Below are 17711 nucleotides of genomic sequence, written 5' to 3'. Positions count from 1 at the left end.
TCGGGACTTTCGGCCGACCGGAGGCACCCCGGACGGCGTGACGACGGGACCTTTGGCCACCGTCGGACGGGTCCTTGCGCCCCACCGCCGCGACGACCGTCGATGGATGCTGAGGGTGTCCGAGACGCCGCCAACCGCCGAGGTGAAAGCATGTCGACCGCCCTCGCCACCACGATCGACGCCCTGGTCGCCGACGGCCTCAAGGCCCTGGCCGACTACGACCGGTACGACCAGGAGCAGATCGACCACATCGTCCGGAAGGCGTCGGTGGCCGCGCTGGACCGGCACGCCGCCCTCGCCCGGCTCGCGGTCGCCGAGACCGGTCGGGGGGTGTTCGAGGACAAGGCGGTGAAGAACATCTTCGCCTGTGAGCACGTCACGCACAGCATGGCGAAGACCCGTACCGTCGGGGTGATCGCCCGGGACGAGATCAGCGGCATCGTCGAGATCGCCGACCCGGTGGGCGTGGTCGCCGGGATCACCCCGGTCACCAACCCCACCTCGACCACCATCTTCAAGGCGCTGCTGGCGCTCAAGACCCGCAACCCGATCATCTTCGCCTTCCACCCGGCGGCGCAGCGGTGCAGCGTCGAGGCCGCCCGCACGGTACGCGACGCGGCCGTCGCCGCCGGAGCGCCGGAGCACTGCGTCCAGTGGATCGAGGAGCCGTCGGTCGAGGCGACCACCGCGCTGATGCACCACCCGGGGGTGTCGACCATCCTCGCCACCGGCGGCAACGCCATGGTTCGGGCGGCGTACTCGGCGGGCAAGCCGGCGCTCGGCGTGGGCGCGGGCAACGTGCCGGCCTGGATCGAGGCGACCGCCAAGCTCAAGCGCGCGGTCAACGACGTCGTGCTGTCCAAGTCGTTCGACAACGGCATGATCTGCGCCTCCGAGCAGGCCGTCATCCTCGACGCGGCGATCCACGACGCCGCCCTCGCGGAGTTCCGCACCCTGCACGCCCACCTGGCCACCCCGGCCGAGAAGGCGAAGCTGGAGGCGCTGCTGTTCCCCGCCGGCAAGCTCAACCCGGACGTGGTGGGTCGGACCGCCGCCTGGATCGCCGACGCCGCCGGCATCGCCGTCGCCCCGGACACCTCGATCATCCTGGTCGGCGTCGACCGGGTCGGCCCCGACGAGCCGCTGACCCGGGAGAAGCTCTGTCCGGTGCTGGCCGTGCTGCGCGCCGACAGCCGCGAGCAGGGCCTGCGGTACGCCGAGCAGATGGTCGAGTTCCACGGGCTCGGGCACAGCGCGGTCATCCACACCGCCGACGAGGACCTGGTGGAGGAGTTCGGCCGCCGGGTCAAGGCCGTCCGGATCATCTGGAACTCGCCGGCCTCGCAGGGCGGCATCGGCGACATGTACAACGCGTTCCTGCCGTCGCTGACGCTGGGCTGCGGCAGCTACGGCCGTACCTCGGTGTCGGACAACGTCTCGGCGGTGAACCTGCTCAACATCAAGCGGATCGGCCGGCGGAACAACAACATGCAGTGGTTCAAGGTCCCGTCGAAGATCTTCTTCGAGGCCAACGCGATCCGCTACCTGGCCGAGATGCCCGACGTGCACCGGGTCACCGTGGTCACCGACGCCACCATGACCCGGCTCGGCTTCGTCGACCGGATCAACCGGGTGCTGCAACGCCGCACCGAGCGGATCGCCCTCCAGATCATCGACGACGTGGAACCCGAGCCGAGCGTCGAGACCGTCGACCGGGGGGCGGCGCTGATGCGGGCCTTCCGACCCGACACCATCGTCGCCCTCGGCGGCGGCTCGGCGATGGACGCCGCCAAGGTGATGTGGCTGCGCTACGAGCACCCGGACGTGGTCTTCGACGACATGCGGGAGAAGTTCTTCGACATCCGCAAGCGCGCCTTCACCTTCCCCACCCTCGGCGCGCTGGCCCGGCTGGTCTGCGTACCGACCACGTCGGGCACGGGCGCGGAGGTGACCCCGTTCGCGGTGATCACCGACCACCGGACCGGCAAGAAGTACCCACTGGCCGACTACGCGCTCACCCCGACCGTGGCGATCGTCGACCCGGTGCTGACCGCCAGCATGCCGGCCACCATCGCCGCCGACAGCGGCTTCGACGCGCTCACCCACGCCATCGAGGCGTACGTGTCGGTGTACGCGAACGACTTCACCGACGGGCTGGCCCTGCACGCCATCCGGCTGATCTTCGGCAACCTGGAACGGGCGGTGGTCGACGCCGACCCCGAGGCGCGGGAACGGATGCACAACGCGGGCACCATCGCCGGGATGGCGTTCGGCAGCGCCTTCCTCGGCATCGTGCACGCCATGTCGCACACCCTCGGCGCGACGTTCCACATCGCCCACGGCCGGACCAACGCGGTGCTGCTGCCGCACGTGATCCGCTACAACGGCACCGTCCCGGCGAAGCTGTCCGGCTGGCCGCGGTACGAGAGCTACCGGGCACCGGAACGGTTCGCCGAGATCGCCGCCCAGCTCGGCCTGCCGGCGGGCACCCCGGCCGAAGGGGTGGCGTCGCTGGCCGACGCGGTGGAACGGTTGCGTGACGCGGTCGGCATCGAACCGTCGTTCGCCGCGATCGGCGTCGACCGGGCGGCGTTCGAGGCGGCGCTGCCGCAGCAGGCCCTCAACGCCTACGAGGACCAGTGCGCCCCGGCGAACCCCCGGATGCCGATGCTGGACGACATGCAACAGCTCATGCGGGACGCCTACCACGGCACCCCGCGCTGACCGGCCGACCCGCCCGAGACCCGCCCGGCCGGACAGGCCGCCCGGCCCGAGACCCGCCCGGCCCGACAGGCCGCCCGGCTCGACAGGCCGCCCGGCTCGACAGCCCGGCCGACCCACCCGGCCCGCCCGACCCGACTGGCCGGGTGGGGCGGGCAGGCCGCTCACTTCCCGGCGAGCAGTCCCCGGGGACGGATGGAACGGACCGGCTCGGTGGCCGCCCCCGCGGCGCTCAGGATGTGGTTGGCGGCGATGATCCCGGTCGCCGCCGACCGTTCCATCAACGCGCTGGGGAAGTCGGTGCCGATGCCGTCCCCGGCCAGGAAGAGGCCGTCGGCGTCGGTGCGTACCCCGGGACGGCCGGCGTGGCTGCCCGGGGTGAACGCCGGGGCCTGCGCCTCGACCCGGGCGCGCAGCTCACGGACCTCCAGCCCGGCGACCTCCGGCCAGAGCGCGACCAGCTCGGTGCGCATCCGTTCGGCCAGCTCCCCGGCCGGCACCCCCTCGTCGCAGGCGTACGCGTGCAGCTCCACCACCGCGCCGCCGGTGCGCTGCGCCCAGCGGCGGGACTCGTTCTCCAGCCGGTGGTAGAGGGTCACCGAGTCCAGGGTGGGCTGGCGGGACACCCCGCTGAACACCGCCCGGTCGGCCCGGACGTCCCCGTCGAGCCAGTACCGTGCCACCGCGTACGGCGGACCGGGTCGACCGAACGCGGGCATCCGTGCCACCAGCTCCGGTGCCGCCGTGACCAGGCCGGGGGAGGCGGCGACCAGCGCGGCCAGCGCGGGCGGGTCGACGGCCAGCACCACCTGTCCGGCGGGGTGGACCGTGCCGTCGGCGGTGGTCACCCGCCAGCCGTCCGGCTCCCGGTCCAGCCGGGTGACGGCGGCCCCGGTGCGCACCCGGCCGCCGTGCTGCTCCACGTGTCGGGTCAGCGGCTGCCAGATCGCCGTGGCGTAGTCCTCGTCGGGGCAGTCGAACGCCAACCCCTCCGGGTTGCCCAGCAGGTAGAAGTGGAACTGGGCGATCATCTCGGCGGCCGACATCTCGGTCTCGTGGTTGAAGAACGAGTGTGAGAAGACCTCGAACAGCATCGCCCGCGCCCGGTCCGGCAGCTTCAGCGAGGCGAGCAGCGCGTCGGCGGTGGTGTCGTCGAACTCGGCGTAGGTGCGCACCGGGTCGTAGCTGAGCAGCGGCAGCGCGGCGTCCCGGTCCATCGTGCGCAGGTCGGTCAGGCGCAGGCTGGGGCTGCGCAGCAGGAGCGCGAGCAGGTTGGCCGGCGGGGCCGGGGGCAGCCTGCCGAACTCCTCGGTGGGCCACTGCGCGGACAGGATCGGATAGCCGGGGATCGGCTTGAGGAAACCGAGCGTCGGGTCGACCCGCCGCAGGATCGACCGCCAGTTGTAGTACTGCCGGAAGAACGCGTGGAAGCCGTGCTCGTTGACCTGGCTGCCGTCGGCCAGCGCCTCCGGCCACGCGCCGAGCCGGCCGCCCAGCGTCGGCGCGGCCTCCAGCACGGTGACGTCCACCCCGCGTTCGGCGAGCACCACCGCCGCCGACATGCCGGCGATCCCGCCGCCCACCACCACGGCCGTGGTCGGCCGGGTCACCCGGGGGGCGCCACCACCGCCCGGGTCCACCTCGTGCTCGCGTACGCCGATGAGCCGACCCAGCTTCTGCGACAGCGCCATGTGCACCTTCCGACCCGAGGGGCCTTCAGTCTGCCCGACGAGGCGGAGTCCGGCCCGGTCAGGAAGCCGCGTCGCCACCGGTGGGGTGTCCCGCGGCCAGTGGTGGACGGTCGGACGGTGGCCAGACGTACTCCAGGTCGGACGGCACGTCACCGAACCGTGGACGGTAGTGCTCCGGGTCCTTGCGCAGCAGCGCCGACCGGTGGCTGCGGTGCAGGTCGTCCCGGCCCAACCAGGGCGGTAGCTCACCGGCGGCGGCCAGCTCGGCCTGGGTGCGTACCCGGCCCGTGCCCCGGGCGGCGGTCAGGTCGGTGACCAGGGTCGACGCGCAGGTGTCCGCCCGGCCCGACGCCGACCAGACCGCGCACACGTCCAGCCCGTACCGGGTCAACGCCTCCTCGTAGCCGGCCCACATCTTCACCGCCGGGTGGTGCCGCCAGCCGTAGCCCGGCCGGGTCAGCCCGCGCAGCACCTGGAGCGCCTCCACCCGCTGTTTGCCCAGCCGCCGCTGGTCGAGGACCCGGGCGCTGGCCAGGAAGTCCGGGTACGGCAGGAACGTCTGCACGCCCACCGCTCTACCCGCCGGCACGCGCACCATGCCGGACCGACCGCCCGCACCCCCCGGCGCGGTCACCCGCACCACCCCGACGCCGTCGCGGCGCGGTGACCAGGGCTGCGCCGGTGGCGACCGGCTGACTACCATCCGGGCATGGCCGAACCCCTGCGGGACCGGGCCCGGCGCGCGACCGGCTGGCGGCTGCGGATGAACGGCGACCCCCGTCCGCACTACGTGGTGTGTGGCGACGACCCGTTGACGTACTGGGTGGTCCGGGCGTTGCTCGGCACCGAGCTGGCCCACGGCCGGGTCCGGATCACCCTGGTCGTGCCGGAGCGTCGCCGCTCCGACGGCCCCGACGGCCGGGACGTCGACGGGGTGCAGGTGGTCCGGGCCGACCGGCTCGACGAGGCCACCTTCCGCCGGGCCGGGCTGGCCGGGGCGGACGGGCTGGCCCTGCTGCACCAGGACGACGTGGGCAACATGCACGCCGCGCTCTGCGCGCAGGAGGTCGAACCGCAGCTGCGCCTGGTGGTCCGGATGTTCAACACCAGTCTCGCCAACGGCCTGCGGCAGCTCTTCCCCGACTCGGCGGTGCTCTCCGACGCCTCGATGGCCGCCCCGGCGTTCGTCGCCGCCGCCCTGGGCGAGGTCGCCCCGACCCACTTCCGGCACGGAGGTCGTACCCTCTACGTGGCCCGCCGCGACGACGTCCGCCCCGCCGACGTGGTCTGCGGGCTGGCCGTCACCACCGACCCGGAGCTGGTCCGGGTGCTGCCCGCCGACGAGTCCGCCGCCGACGTGGTGCTCGCCGAGGCGACCGGCCAGCCGGCCGGCACCGAGCTGGCGGCCCGTCGGCTGGTCCGTGCCCGGCGTCGTCGGCAGCCGCTGGCGGTGCTGCTCCGGACGGTCCGCAGCTTCGCCACCCGCAAGATCGGTATCGCGGTGCTCACCCTGCTCGCGGTGATCGCGCTGCTCGGCTGGCTGAACGCCCGCGCGGTCGAGGTGAGCTGGACGGAGGCGCTCTACCTGACCCTGGTGACCACGCTGAGCGGTCAGGATCCGGACGTCGCCAAACCGGCCGCCGCCCAGATCATGCAGGTGGTGCTCAACCTGGCCGGGCTGGCGCTGATCCCGCTGATCACCGCCGTGGTGGTGGACGGCATCGTCAACGCCCGGCTGGCCCTGCACGCCGGCCGGATCCAGCCGGAACGCAGCGGGCACGTGGTGGTCGTCGGGCTGGGCAACATCGGCACCCGGGTGATGGCCCAACTGCGCGACTTCGGCGTCGAGGTGGTGGCGATCGACCGGACGGCGGAGGCCCGCGGCGCGGCGCTGGCCCGGCGGCTGGACGTGCCCCTGATCGTCGGGGACGCGGCCCGCGAGGAGACGCTGCGTTCGGCCTCGGTGGAGCACTGCCAGGCGCTGGTGGTGGTCTCCACCGACGACGGGGTGAACCTGCGGGCCGCGTTGAACGGTCGGGCGCTCAACCCGGAGCTGCGGGTGGTGCTGCGGCTGTTCGACGGTGACTTCGCCGAGCGGATCCAGCGGGCGTTCGGCATCGGCATCTCGCGCAGCGTGTCCTACCTGGCCGCACCGTCGTTCGCCGCCGCCCTGCTGGACCGGGCGGTGATCGCCACCATCCCGGTCGACCGGCACGCCCTGCTGGTGGTCGAGGTGCCGGTGGTGGCCGGTGCCGCACTGGACGGGCGTCCGCTCGCCGCGGTGGCCCGGCCCGGCGAGGTGCGCCTGCTGGCCCACTCGCGGGCCGGTCAGAAGACCGACTGGACGGCCGACCCCCGGATGGTGATCAGCGCGGGGGACCGGCTGACCGTGGTGGCCCGCCGGGCCGGGCTGAGCGCCCTGCTCCGCGAGACCACCCCGCCCCCGCCGCCGGCCGCCCCACCGGCGTCCACCGGCGTCCCGGCCTCACGTGACCCGCAGGACTGACCGGCGGCGACGCGGGGCGTACCAGCGCGTGCCGAGGGCGGGCACGCCGAAACCGGCCAGGACACGGGCGGCCGCGGCGGCGTCAGGAGCAGATGCTGAAGTTCGCGTAGGTGTACGAGAGGAGTTGCCACTCCAGGTCGGGGCCGAGGCTCATGTCCCACCTGCCGTCGGCGCGGCGACCGAAATAGATGAGGTTGGTGCCGGCACCGTCGTAGGAGAACCACGACTCGTACACGCTGAGGCGGGTCGCCGCCTTGGTCAGGGTGGCGGAGCCGACGACACCGTCGCCGCGTAGGCCCCGGTCACTCTGCCACCTCGTCGTGGCGGCGGTCGTGACCGGTCCGAACCGACAGTCGATTCCGGAGCGGTCGAGATAGCCGTCGGCCCACAGGATCATCTGCCACATGGCGACGACGTTGCTGTGCGGGCGGGTCGAGGCGGAGACGGGGCCCTCGTCTGCCCAGTCGTCCGTCCAGGCCCCCGCACCCGCGATGTACCCCTGGCTGACGGAAGCCGACGCGGGCGCTGCGGGCATGGCGGGAGCGCCGAGCACGGCGACGGCCACCGCCGTCGCGACAACCCTGATGCGCAGGAACATGGGCATCCCCTCTGACTGCCGGACGGGCTCCGCTGGACACAGGCTCGACGATTTCTCGTCCCCCGTCAGGCAGCCTTCCGTCGCCAGGAAGGCGGAAAGCGGACAGCCGGCCCAGGGCAGGGTGGGCGCGGCCCGGCTAGGCGTCGGAGGTGAACGGGCGGTCCCGGCCGTGCAGCCGGGCCGGCAACGGCAGGTCGTCCCAGGGGACGCGGCGCAGCAGCCGGTCCAGCAGCAGGCCCAGCAGCAGCCCGGCCACCGAGTCGGTCAACCAGTGCCAGCCCAGGTAGGTGGTGGTGCCGAGGACCACCAGCGGCGGCACCACCCGGACGGCGGTGACCAGCGGCCGGGGCATCCGTCGGCCGACGGTGCGCAGCAGCGGGGCGAGCAGCAGGGCGAGCACCCCGTACCAGACGATCGCGTTGGCCACGTGCCCCGACGGGTACGACTGGGCGTAGCCGACCGGCAGGTCGTGCTGGAACAGCGGCAGGGTCCGCTCCGGCGGCAGGAACGGCTCCTTGACGCTGGCGGTGGGGGCCGGGCGGGCCGTCCACACCTTGAGCGGGCCGATGGTCAGCAGGGTGAGCCCGAAGGCGACCACCGGGGGCAGCAGCGGACGCACCGAGCGGAGCCGGACGGCCAGCAGCACCCCCAGGGCGGCGGCCAACAGGGTCAGCGGGCTGCCCTGGCCGAGCAGGTTGAGCACCCGGGCGATCCAGTACGCCGCGGTCGGCCGGTGCGCGTCCGCCCAGTCGACGACCGCCCGGTCGACGCCGAACAGGTGGCCGGTGGCGAGGGCCACGGTCAGGCCGACCAGGGCGGTGAGCAGCAGCAGGTCGTACCACCAGCCGGCCGGGTGGACCGGCCTGAGCCGTACCCGGCGGCGTACCGTCGTGGTGGTCTGTCGCACGCGATCACGCTACCCCGGCCGACCATGGGGGCCGTGGTGGCGAGGGGCGCGGCCGGCCCTGGCGTGGCCCGCAGGCGTCGGTGGCGTGGCCGGCGGGGGCCGGTGGCGCGGCCCCCGGGCGGGTGGTGGCGCGGCCCCGGTCGATGTGTGTCGAACCACGAAGGGGGGCGCACGCGGGGGAGCAGCCGGCACACTTGTCCCCGTGCGGATCACCTCTGCCCTCGTCGACCCGGCGCTGCTCGACCTTCCCTGGTCGACCCCGCTGGAGCAGTGGCCTGCCCGGCACCTGGTGGCGTTGCCGCAGGGCATCTCCCGGCACATCGTCCGGTTCGTCCGCCTCGGTGACTACGTGTACGCCGTCAAGGAGACCGGGGAACGGGTCGCCGAACGCGAGTACGACCTGCTGCGGGCGCTGGAACGGATCGACTTCCCGTCGGTGGAGGCGATCGCGATCGTGGCCGACCGGCAGGCCGACGACGGCACCCCGCTGGACCCGGTACTGATCACCCGGCACCTCCAGTTCTCGCTGCCCTACCGGGCGCTGTTCTCCCGCACGCTGCGTCCGGAGACGATGGGCCGGCTGCTCGACGCCCTCGCCGTGCTGCTGGTCCGGATGCACCTGACCGGCTTCTTCTGGGGCGACTGCTCGCTGTCCAACACGCTGTTCCGGCGGGACGCCGGGGCGTTCGCCGCCTACCTGGTCGACGCCGAGACCGGCGCGCTGCACCGTTCGCTGTCCAACGGGCAGCGCGGGGAGGACCTGGAGATCGCCCGGGTCAACATCTTCGGCGAGGCGCTGGACCTCCAGGCGGCCGGGCTGCTGCACGAGTCGATCGACCCGGAGGTGGTCTGCGAGGAGGTCGTGCAGCGCTACGAACGGCTCTGGCACGAGATCACCTACGAGCAGCAGGTCGAGCGGGAGGCCCGGCACGACATCGAGGGCCGGATCCGTCGCCTCAACGAGCTGGGCTTCGACGTGGCCGAGGTGGCCCTGTCGACGGTCGACGACGGGCGTTACCTGGTGCGTCCCAAGGTCGTCGACGCCGGCTACCACACCCGGCGGCTGATCCGGCTCACCGGCCTGGACGCCGAGGAGAACCAGGCCCGCCGGCTCCTCAACGACCTGGACGCCTACCGGGTGGAGAGCGACCTGACCGACGAGCAGCAGGCGGCCCACCGCTGGCTGACCGAGGTCTTCGAGCCGGTCGTCCGGGCGGTCCCCGCCCACCTGCGGCACAAGCTGGAACCGCAGGAGATCTTCGCGCAGATCATCGAGCACAAGTGGCTGCTCTCCGAGCGTGCCCGCCGGGACGTGGGGATGGGGCCGGCGGTGCAGTCCTACCTGTCCGAGGTGCTGGTGCACCGCCCCGACGAGCAGGCGGTGCTGGGCGTCGAGGTCCCCACCGGCTGACCCGTCCCCACCGGCTGACCCGTCCCCACCGGCTGACCCGTCCCCACCGGCTGACCCGTCCCCACCGGCCGGGCGGGGACTCCCGGCCGGTGGGCGGAACTCCGGGCCGGGCGGGACGGGTCAGCCGGGACGGGTGTCAGTCGAGCCAGGTGCCGGCGCGCATGACCCGGACCACGGTCAGCTCGTCGTCGAGCACCACCAGGTCGGCGCGGCGGCCGGTCTGGAGCGCCCCGACCCGGTCGCCGAGGCCGATGGCCCGGGCCGGGGTGGTGGCGACCATCCGTACCGCGTCGGTGATCGGGACGCCGGCGGTGACGGCGTGCCGCAGCGCCGCGTCCATGGTGAGGGTGCTGCCGGCGATCGCCCCGTTCCCGGCCAACCGGGCCACCCCGTCGGCCACGGTGACCGGCTGACCGCCCAGCTCGTAGTCACCGTCGGGCATGCCGGCGGCGGCCATCGCGTCGGTGACCAGCGCGACCCGTTCCGGACCGGCCACGGCGGTGACGAAGGTGAGCATCCCGTCGTGCAGGTGCACCCCGTCGGCGACCAGCTCACAGACCACGTTCGGGGCCTCCAGCAGGGCCACCACCGGGCCGGGCTCGCGGTGGTGCAGCGGGCGCATCCCGTTGAACAGGTGGGTGCCGACGCTCGCTCCCGCCGAGACGGCGGCCCGGGTCTGCTCCCAGGTGGCGTCGGTGTGGCCGACGGCGACCACCACCCCGTGCGAGGTGAGCAGCTTGATGGCGTCCAGCGCGCCCGGGCGCTCGGGGGCCAGGGTGACCATGCGTACCGTCCCGCCGCCGTCGGCGACGAGCCGGCCCAGTTCGTCGGTGGACGGGTCGCGGAGGAACTCCGGGTTCTGCGCGCCGCACCGGGCCGCCGACAGGTACGGCCCCTCGAAGTGGACACCGGCCAGCACGCCCTCGCGGACCAGCGGCGCGAACGCGGCGGTCGCCGTACGCATCAGGTCGAACGGGGAGCTGACCAGGCTGGCCAGCAGGGTGGTGGTGCCGTGGCGCAGGTGGAACGCGGCGGCCTCCCGGGCGGCGGCGGCGTCGCCGGTGGTGAAGGTGTGGCCGCCCCCGCCGTGGGTGTGCATGTCCACGAAGCCCGGCACGATCCAGTGCCCGTCGCGCTTGGCGGGGTACTCGGCGACGGCGGTGATCCGCTCGCCGTCCAGTTCCACGCACCCCTGCCGGATCACGCCGGTCGGGGTCACCACCTTGCCGGTCACCCGCTGGGTCATCGTCTCTCCAGACTGTCGAGGGCGAGCAGGGCCGCACCGAGGCAACCGGCCTCGTCGCCCATGGCCGCCGCGACCAGGCGCGGCTGGCGATGGAAGGTCATCCGTTCGTGCAGGGCGGCCCGGAGCGGGCCGAGCAGTTGCTCGCCGGCCCGGGCCAGGCCGCCGCCGATCACCATGGTGTCCACGTCGAACAGCGCCTGCCCGGTGGCGAGCCCGTCGGCCAGCGCCTCGACCGCCTCCCGCCACACCCGACGGGCCAGCTCCTCACCGGCCGCCGCCCGACCGGCCACCTCGGCGGCGCTCACCGCCGGGTCGACCCCGGACGGGTCGGCGAGCGCGGTGTAGCGGCGGGCGACGGCCGAGGCGGACGAGAGGGCCTCCAGGCAGCCGGGTCGGCCGCAGCCGCAGCGTGGCCCGTCGGGGCGTACCAGGATGTGGCCGATCTCGCCGGCCGCGCCGTGCGCGCCGACGGCGGCCGAGCCGGCGACCACGTGGGCGGCGGCGATGCCGGTGCCGATCGCGACGAAGAGCACGTGCCGGGCGTCCCGGCCGGCGCCGAGCCGGGCCTCGGCGATCCCGCCCACCCGCACGTCGTGGCCGAGCACCGCCGGCAGTCCGAGCCGCGCCGCCACCAGGTCCCGCAGCGGTACGTCCCGGAAGCCGACGTTCGCCGACCAGACCGCCACCCCGGCGGCCTCGTCGACCACCCCGGGCACGGCGACGCCACAGGCCACCGGGGTCGATCCGGCGGCACGCGCCCGGTCGGCCAGGCCCCCGGCGACCGCCAGGACGGTCTCCACCACGGCGTCCGGGCCGCGCCCGGCGTCGGTCGGGTGGCGTTCGGCGTGCGCCACCCGGCCGTCCGGGTGGACCAGGGCGCACTTCATCCCGGTGCCGCCGACGTCCAGCGCGACGACGAGACGTTCGCCGTCGCCCGGCCCGTCGGTCATGCCAGCACCACGGAACGGGTCAGGTGCCGGGGCGCGTCCGGGTCGAGGCCACGGCTGGTCGCCAGGGCCACCGCGAAGCGCTGGGCCAGGATCAGGTCGGCCATCGGGTCGAGCGGGGTGCGGCCGGCGGCCCAACTGCCCAGCACGGTGTGGCCTCCGTGGTGCCGGCTGTGCACGAACGCCGCCCCGGTGGCCGCCACGTCCTCGGGCAGGCCGTCGGGCAGCTCCCCGAACGCCCAGACCAGCCGGCCGGGCGCGGCGATCGAGATGGGACCGTGCCGGTAGTCCATCGCCGGGTACGCCTCGGCCCAGAAGGTGGCCGCCTCGCGGCACTTCAGCGCGGCCTCCTGGGCCAGCCCGACCGTCCAGCCGCGACCGAGGAAGGTGGCCTGGTCGACGCGGGCCGGGTCGAGCGGCAGCGGGGCCCGCACGGCCACCTCGGCGTCGGCGGCCAGCGCCTCGACGTTGTCGCTGAGGTGGGCGCGGAGCAGGGCGAGGGCGCTGGTGGCGAACCGGGTCTGCACCACCGAGCGCTCGTCGGCGAAGGGCATCGGCACGGCCGTGTCGGCGTACGTGACGGCGGGCGAGCCGGGGTCACCGACCAGGACGGTGGTGGGTGTCCGGCCGTGCAGCGCGGCGAGCAGGTCGAGGACCTCGGTGGTGGTGCCGGAGCGGGTGACCGCGATCAGCCGGTCGTAGCGGCGGTCGAGGGGGAACTCGCTGGCCTGGAAGGCGTCGGTCTCGCCGTGGCCGGCCCGCTCGCGCAGCCCGGCGTACGCCGTGGCCATGAACCACGAGGTGCCGCAGCCGACGACGGCGACCCGCTCGCCGGGCCGGGGGAGGACGGTGGCGACGGTGCCGGACAGCCGGGCCGCCTCCCGCCAGCAGTCGGGCTGGCTGGCGATCTCCGCGTCGACGTACGCCATGGGGAACTCCTCGCACAGGGGAGGGAGGTGCGCAATACGGCTCATTACCACCGTCTTTCGCGCGTTATTCTGCGCGAAACGGGGTGCGTGTGGCAACCTGCCCCCGGATCGCGCAGAGCAGGGTTTTGCGCACCGTCAGTTTCGCGCACTACTGTGCACGCCATCAATCACCGTTCGGGCAGAGTCATCGGAGGCCCCTCGTGGACCGGTACGCCAGGTGGAACGCTCTGCTCGAGATGCTCACCGGCAGTGGCCGGGTCAGCGTCGAGGAGGCCGCCGACCGGCTGGACGTCTCCCAGGCCACCATCCGACGCGACTTCGACCAGCTCGCCCAGCAGCAGATGATCACCCGTACCCGGGGTGGCGCGGTCGCCAACGGCGTCTCGTACGACCTGCCGCTGCGGTACAAGACGGCCAAGCACTCGGCGGAGAAGCAGCGGATCGGCGCGGCCGCCGCCGCGCTCGTCTCCCCGGGCACCGTGGTCGGCCTCAACGGCGGCACCACCAGCACCGAGGTGGCCCGGGCGCTGGCTGTCCGGCCGGATCTGAACACCAACGCCGAGGGTGCCCAGCTCACCGTGGTCACCAACGCCCTGAACATCGCCAACGAGCTGCTGGTCCGCTCCCGGATGAAGGTGGTCGTCGCCGGGGGTGTGGTACGGCCGAAGTCGTTCGAGCTGGTCGGGCCGCTCGGCGGGGCGCTGCTGCGTGAGGTCACCCTGGACGTCGCCCTGTTGGGTGTGGACGCGCTCGATCCCCAGTTGGGTGCCGCCGCCCATCACGAGGGGGAGGCGGCCATGAACAACCTGATGGTGGCACGGGCCAAGCGGGTCGTGATCATCGCGGACTCGTCGAAGCTCGGCGGTCACGCGTTCGCCCGGATCTGCCCGGTGGAGCGGGTGGAGACCCTGGTGACCGACTCCGGGGCGGCCCCCGGACTGGTCGATGCGTTCCGTGCCGCCGGAGTGGCCGTCATCTGCGCCTGAGTGACCCTCCGGTGCACCGTCGGTAGTAATCGCGCGCCGATGCATACCGGGTATTGCCCTCCTGGGTATACCGAGTATGGTGACCGCTGTCATCAGCCACCATCGGGGGAGGCGCAGCTTGTCGGCTGTCCTGGAGATCGAAGGTCTACGTAAGACGTACAAGAGCCGCCGGCGTGGGGTCCGCAACGCGCTGGACGGCTTCGACATGCGGGTGGAGGCCGGTCAGGTGCACGGCTTCCTCGGCCCCAACGGGTCGGGGAAGACCACCACGCTGCGCACCCTGCTCGGGCTGATCCGGCCGGACGGCGGACGGATGGCGATACTCGGTCAGGAGGTGCCCGCCGCGCTGCCCACCGTCGCCGGTCAGGTCGGCGCGATCGTGGAGAGCCCGCAGTTCTTCCCGCACTTCTCCGCCCGGGACACGCTGTCCCTGCTGGCCGGGGCCGGCGACGTGCCCGCCGTCCGGGTCGACGAGGTGCTGGAGCTGGTCGGGCTGCGGGACCGGGCCGGTGAGCGGGTCAAGACGTACTCGCTCGGCATGAAGCAGCGGCTCGCCGTCGCGTCCGCCCTGCTCAAGAACCCGAAGCTGCTCATCCTGGACGAGCCGGCCAACGGCCTCGACCCGGGCGGCATCCGGGAGATGCGCACCCTGATGCGCACCCTCGCCGAATCCGGGATGACGGTGGTGCTCTCCAGCCACATCCTCGGCGAGATCCAGCTCATCTGCGACGAGGTCACCATCATCTCGCTGGGCCGTCGGGTCGCCGCCGGCCCGGTGGAGCAGGTGCTCGCCCAGCACTCGCACGGCGGGGTACGGGTACGGCTGGACGCCGCCGAGGACCTCGCCGCCGCGGCCGACCTGCTCGGCCGGGCCGGGATCGCGGTCACCCGGCACCCCGACCACCTGATGCTGGCCGGCGTCGACAAGCCGGCCGCGGTCAGCCGGCTGCTGGCCGAACAGCACCTGTACGTCAGTGAGCTGGCCCCGGTCTCGGTGGACCTGGAGAGCGTCTTCCTGGAGATCACCGCCACCGCGCCGGTCCCCGGCCAGCACCGCCAGGTCGACGAGTCCTTGAAGGTCGGCGAGCCGGGTCGCACCGGCGGCACCACGGGAGGGTGGGGCGCATGAGCCTGTACGTCACCGAACTGCGTCGGCTGACCAAACGTCGGCTCACCCGGGTCATGCTGGTGCTGCTGGTGCTGGGCCTGGCCGGGATCGTCACCGCCTTCGGATTCTCCAGCCACAAGCTCTCCCCGGCCGTGATCGCCGAGGCCCAGGCCGAGTCGGACGCGAACTTCCGGCAGGCGGTCCGGGACTGGGAGCGTTCGATCGCCGAGTGCGACGCGGCCAAGGCCCGCGGTGAGCAGACCGAGGACCGGTACGGCCCGAACTGCGGTCGGGACTGGCAGCCCACCGCGGAGATGTTCGACCCGAAGTGGAACCTGCCCTACCAGTTCGACTTCCGGGCCGAGTTCGAGGTCTTCATCGCCGTCTTCGCCGGGGCGGTGGCGCTCTTCGCCTTCCTGATCGGCGCGTCCTTCGTGGGTGCCGAGTGGAGCAGCGGCGGGATGATGAACCTGCTGCTGTGGCGGCCGAAACGGCTCGCCGTGCTCGGTACCAAGCTGGCCGCCGTGACGACCGTGCTGACCGGGGTGACCGTGGTGCTCGGCGCACTGTGGACGCTGGCCTTCTGGCTGATCGGCACCTACCGGGGGACCACCGCGAAGGTCACCTCCGGGGTCTGGCAGTCCACCGGGATCAGCGGCCTGCGGGCGCTGGCGCTCATCCTCGCCGTCGGCGGGGTGGCCTTTGCGCTCGCCTCCCTGGGCCGGCACACCTCGATGGCGCTCGGCGTCGCCGTCGGTCTCGGGGTGATCAGCGAGATCGGCATCCGGATCGCCACGAGCATCGCCGGGGTCCGGTTCGGGGACCGTTGGGTGCTCTCCACCTACGCGCTGGCCTGGTTCCAGAAGCAGTGGACGCTGATCGACTACCGTTCCTGCGAGCTCGTCCAGGGCGAGTGCACGCCGAAGGAGATGCTGGTGACCTGGCAGGACTCGGCGTTGGTCTTCGGCCTCGGCACCGTGGTGGTGGTGGCTGCCGCGTTCTGGTTGATGCGTCGACGCGACATCACCTGAGCCGGCCCACCCGGCACCGGATGCGGCGGGTCCGGCTCGACCGACGGTCGAGCCGGACCCGCCGTGCGTCGTCCGTGGCGGCCGGCGGTCGTCCGGCCGAAGCGTCGCCCACCCTGGTTAAGCTGGGTTTCCCCGTCCGGTCCGCCCGGTCGTCCACCCTGCCGAGGAGCGCCATGCCGCCCGCCGACGCCATGCCGCCCGCCAGTGCCGAGCCGCCCGCCGACGTGCCGCCGACTACGGCGGCCATGCCGTCGGCCGATGTCGAGCCGTCCCGGTCCGAGGTCCCGTCCCGGTCCGAGGCGTCGCCGGAGCCGCCCGCCGCGCCGCAGCAGGTGCCGTCGCCCCGATCGGCCCCGGACGACGAGCGGACCGGTAGGCGGGTGGCCCGGGATGACGAGCCGACCGGTGAGCGGGCGGCCCCGGCCGGTGCCGACGAGCTGACCGAACGGGAACGACGGATCCTCGCCTTCGAACAGCAGTGGTGGCGGCACGCCGGGGCCAAGGAACAGGCCGTTCGGGACACCTTCGGGCTCTCGGCGACCCGCTACTACCAGCTACTCAACGGTCTACTGGACCGCCCCGCCGCGTTGGCCGCCGAGCCGCTGCTGATCGGCCGGCTCCGTCGCCTGCGCGCCTCCCGCGCCCGCAACCGGCGTCGCTGAGCGTCTCCCGAGCCGGCTGCCGCCGTCCTGGTTTGTCCCCGACCCCACTACTGACGTCGCCTGCTGTCCCCGGCCCCGCTACTGACGTCGCCTGCTGTCCCCGACCCCTCCGCTGACGCTCGCCTGGCTGTCCGGGCCTCCACTGACGTGGCCGGTTGCTTGAGCCCGCGGCCGGCACCATGGCGATTCCGGGCCGAGCGGCCGAGACCTCCGGCCAGACCGCCAGTCGCCGCCCAAAGGGGTGGACGGCCGTCGGTGCGGGCGGCAGACTGCGGCACGTGGCAGGCACGGTACGGCTGGAGCCGGTGGACGAGGCGAACCTGGAGTCGTTGCTCTCCGTAGCGGCGGCTGAGGCGGAGCCGAGTGACGTCATGCCCCCGGTGGAGGCCCCCGCCGGCTGGTCGCACGCCCGCCGGGAGGCGTTCCGGGAGTTCCACCGGGCCAGCTTCGAGGGTCTGGACGGCCCGACCCGCACGCTGATGTTCGCTGTGTGTGTCGGGGGCGAGGTGGTCGGCATGGTCAGGATGACCCGCTGTGACGCCCCCGGCGTGGTGGAGACGGGCATGTGGCTCGGCCGGTCGGCCCGGGGACAAGGGCTCGGCGCCGCGGCCCTGCGGGAACTGCTGAACACCGCCGCCGCAGCCGGTATGCACTCCGTCGTCGCGGAGACCACCCCCGACAACGTGGGCGCCGTCTCGGTGCTCCGCAACTGCGGCGCGAAACTACGCGAAGAGGACGGAAAAGTGCACGCGGAGATCTCCCTCGACGCGACCCCACCCGCCGTCGCCTGATCCGCTCCGACCCCGTCAGGGTGATCGTCGCACCTGGTCTGTCCGGCACACTCGTCGCCTGCCACCTTTGAAGGAGTGGTGTGCGTCAGCGTGACGGGGTGGGTCAGCGCGGCGGCGGCGGATGCGGTGCGGGCGGCGTCAGTGGCGGTCGCGGCGCGGGCATGTGGGCGGGCCGGC

15 protein-coding genes are annotated in these 17711 nt (G+C 73.5%); 8 read left to right on the top strand and 7 right to left on the bottom strand.

The genetic code is table 11. From position 1 onward, the window contains the following. Positions 1-150 precede the first annotated feature (150 nt). Positions 151-2724, top strand: coding sequence for a bifunctional acetaldehyde-CoA/alcohol dehydrogenase (adhE, locus tag O7612_RS27775; protein WP_282268758.1), 2574 nt, complete (start codon positions 151-153; stop codon positions 2722-2724). A 161-nt stretch (positions 2725-2885) separates the two neighbouring features. Here adhE and O7612_RS27770 read toward each other — a convergent pair whose 3' ends face one another. Further along, positions 2886-4412, bottom strand: coding sequence for an FAD-dependent oxidoreductase (locus O7612_RS27770; RefSeq protein WP_282268757.1), 1527 nt, complete (start codon positions 4410-4412; stop codon positions 2886-2888). A gap of 58 nt (positions 4413-4470) precedes the next feature. Continuing rightward, on the bottom strand, positions 4471-4977 hold the full coding sequence (locus tag O7612_RS27765) for an MSMEG_6728 family protein (RefSeq protein WP_282274078.1): 507 nt from the start codon (positions 4975-4977) through the stop codon (positions 4471-4473). Positions 4978-5121: 144 nt separating this feature from the next. Here O7612_RS27765 and O7612_RS27760 point away from each other — a divergent pair, with 144 nt between their 5' ends. Then, positions 5122-6918, top strand: a complete 1797-nt coding sequence (locus O7612_RS27760) for an NAD-binding protein (RefSeq protein ID WP_282268755.1) — start codon at positions 5122-5124, stop codon at positions 6916-6918. A gap of 82 nt (positions 6919-7000) precedes the next feature. Here the strand turns inward: O7612_RS27760 and O7612_RS27755 are convergent, their stop codons facing one another. Further along, complete coding sequence (locus O7612_RS27755; RefSeq protein WP_282268753.1) at positions 7001-7516, bottom strand: peptidoglycan-binding domain-containing protein; 516 nt, start codon at positions 7514-7516, stop codon at positions 7001-7003. Positions 7517-7652: 136 nt separating this feature from the next. Further along, entirely contained in the window at positions 7653-8423 is a 771-nt protein-coding gene (locus O7612_RS27750; RefSeq protein ID WP_282268751.1) for a phosphatase PAP2 family protein, read from the bottom strand. Positions 8424-8625: 202 nt separating this feature from the next. Here O7612_RS27750 and O7612_RS27745 point away from each other — a divergent pair, with 202 nt between their 5' ends. Then, positions 8626-9834 (top strand): DUF4032 domain-containing protein, encoded by a 1209-nt coding sequence (locus tag O7612_RS27745; protein WP_067304856.1) that lies wholly within the window; start codon positions 8626-8628, stop codon positions 9832-9834. Positions 9835-9970: 136 nt separating this feature from the next. On the opposite strand, the gene nagA is transcribed toward O7612_RS27745, so the two are convergent. From nagA to O7612_RS27730, 3 genes are read right to left on the bottom strand one after another with little or no spacing between them, the layout of a single operon-like run. Then, the gene (gene nagA, locus O7612_RS27740) at positions 9971-11080 is read right to left on the bottom strand and encodes an N-acetylglucosamine-6-phosphate deacetylase (protein WP_282268745.1); all 1110 of its coding nucleotides are present in this window, start codon (positions 11078-11080) and stop codon (positions 9971-9973) included. Continuing rightward, complete coding sequence (locus O7612_RS27735) at positions 11077-12030, bottom strand: ROK family protein (protein WP_282268743.1); 954 nt, start codon at positions 12028-12030, stop codon at positions 11077-11079. The genes nagA and O7612_RS27735 overlap by 4 nt, the downstream gene beginning before the upstream one ends. Beyond that, positions 12027-12956 carry a sugar isomerase gene (locus O7612_RS27730; protein ID WP_282268741.1) on the bottom strand — a complete coding sequence of 310 codons (930 nt, stop codon included), beginning with the start codon at positions 12954-12956 and terminating at the stop codon, positions 12027-12029. Before O7612_RS27730 ends, O7612_RS27735 begins: the two co-directional genes overlap by 4 nt. 200 nt (positions 12957-13156) lie before the next feature. On the opposite strand from O7612_RS27730, the gene O7612_RS27725 reads away from it, so the two are divergent. From O7612_RS27725 to O7612_RS27705, 5 genes are all read left to right on the top strand, one after another. Continuing rightward, a complete protein-coding gene (locus tag O7612_RS27725) occupies positions 13157-13942 on the top strand; it encodes a DeoR/GlpR family DNA-binding transcription regulator (protein WP_282268740.1) in 786 nt (261 codons plus the stop codon). Positions 13943-14060: 118 nt separating this feature from the next. After that, positions 14061-15071: an ATP-binding cassette domain-containing protein gene (locus tag O7612_RS27720; RefSeq protein WP_282268739.1), complete on the top strand. Its 1011-nt coding sequence runs from the start codon at positions 14061-14063 to the stop codon at positions 15069-15071. Further along, on the top strand, positions 15068-16081 hold the full coding sequence (locus tag O7612_RS27715) for an ABC transporter permease subunit (protein WP_282268738.1): 1014 nt from the start codon (positions 15068-15070) through the stop codon (positions 16079-16081). The genes O7612_RS27720 and O7612_RS27715 overlap by 4 nt, the downstream gene beginning before the upstream one ends. 173 nt (positions 16082-16254) lie before the next feature. Further along, entirely contained in the window at positions 16255-16743 is a 489-nt protein-coding gene (locus O7612_RS27710; RefSeq protein WP_282268737.1) for a DUF3263 domain-containing protein, read from the top strand. Positions 16744-17021: 278 nt separating this feature from the next. Further along, positions 17022-17534, top strand: a complete 513-nt coding sequence (locus tag O7612_RS27705) for a GNAT family N-acetyltransferase (protein WP_282268736.1) — start codon at positions 17022-17024, stop codon at positions 17532-17534. The last annotated feature ends 177 nt before the right edge of the window (positions 17535-17711 follow it).

This window comes from Micromonospora sp. WMMD987, assembly GCF_029581435.1.
Classification (GTDB): Bacteria; Actinomycetota; Actinomycetes; order Mycobacteriales; family Micromonosporaceae; genus Micromonospora; species Micromonospora rifamycinica.
Note: the sequence above shows the minus strand (reverse complement) of the source record. Positions and strands in the feature narration are given on the sequence as shown.